General features: G+C 43.2%; 1 protein-coding gene. It reads right to left on the bottom strand.

Annotated features, from left to right (window positions below; translation table 11 throughout):
- Positions 1–125: 125 nt before the first annotated feature.
- Positions 126–260, bottom strand: a complete 135-nt coding sequence (locus INT33_RS21685) for a GFA family protein (RefSeq protein WP_456065782.1) — start codon at positions 258–260, stop codon at positions 126–128.
- Between the last annotated feature and the right edge of the window lie 259 nt (positions 261–519).

The raw sequence follows: 519 nt of genomic DNA, 5'->3' as shown, positions 1-519 counted from the left end.
GCGTTCAGCGCATTATGCGCACGCTCCAAGTAAGCTTGTTCGAAAGAATCCCGCTTTGGGCTCTCATGAATCCGCCACCGCCAGAGCCACAAAAAAGGGATCCTCAGATGAGAATCCCTTTATGATCAAAAACTATGGGACAGCAATGGCCCACCGCCCCATTTTCGACACATTGAACAGTGACAAACACTGATATGATTACTTTGCATAGTGATAGTTATGCCCACAGCACCGCAAAGGCATTTAGCCTGGTGTTGCATATCAGAAACCATGATTTCCTCCTAAACGAATTTACCAATCGCCTAAACATTCAAAAAATCAACTGACGCCCATTTTTTGAATGACCAGATGCTTCATATAGTCAATAAACGTCCTATTAGCCTACAACCACACACTCAGTCGGTCTCAATAAGCTACTTCACTCTTATGTAATGGAAATACCTAAGGAAGGTCTGAATAACTGCCGATATTCATCACCGCTCACTTGAGCCGAGAAAAAATCGAAAATTCAGACATTCT

This window comes from Halomonas colorata (assembly GCF_014897985.1).
Taxonomy (GTDB): Bacteria; Pseudomonadota; Gammaproteobacteria; order Pseudomonadales; family Halomonadaceae; genus Vreelandella; species Vreelandella colorata.
Note: the sequence above shows the minus strand (reverse complement) of the source record. Positions and strands in the feature narration are given on the sequence as shown.

Bases quoted from the DNA above. Each gene is read 5' to 3' on its own strand.
- INT33_RS21685 (WP_456065782.1), bottom strand. From the start codon at position 260: ATGCAACACCAGGCTAAATGCCTTTGCGGTGCTGTGGGCATAACTATC.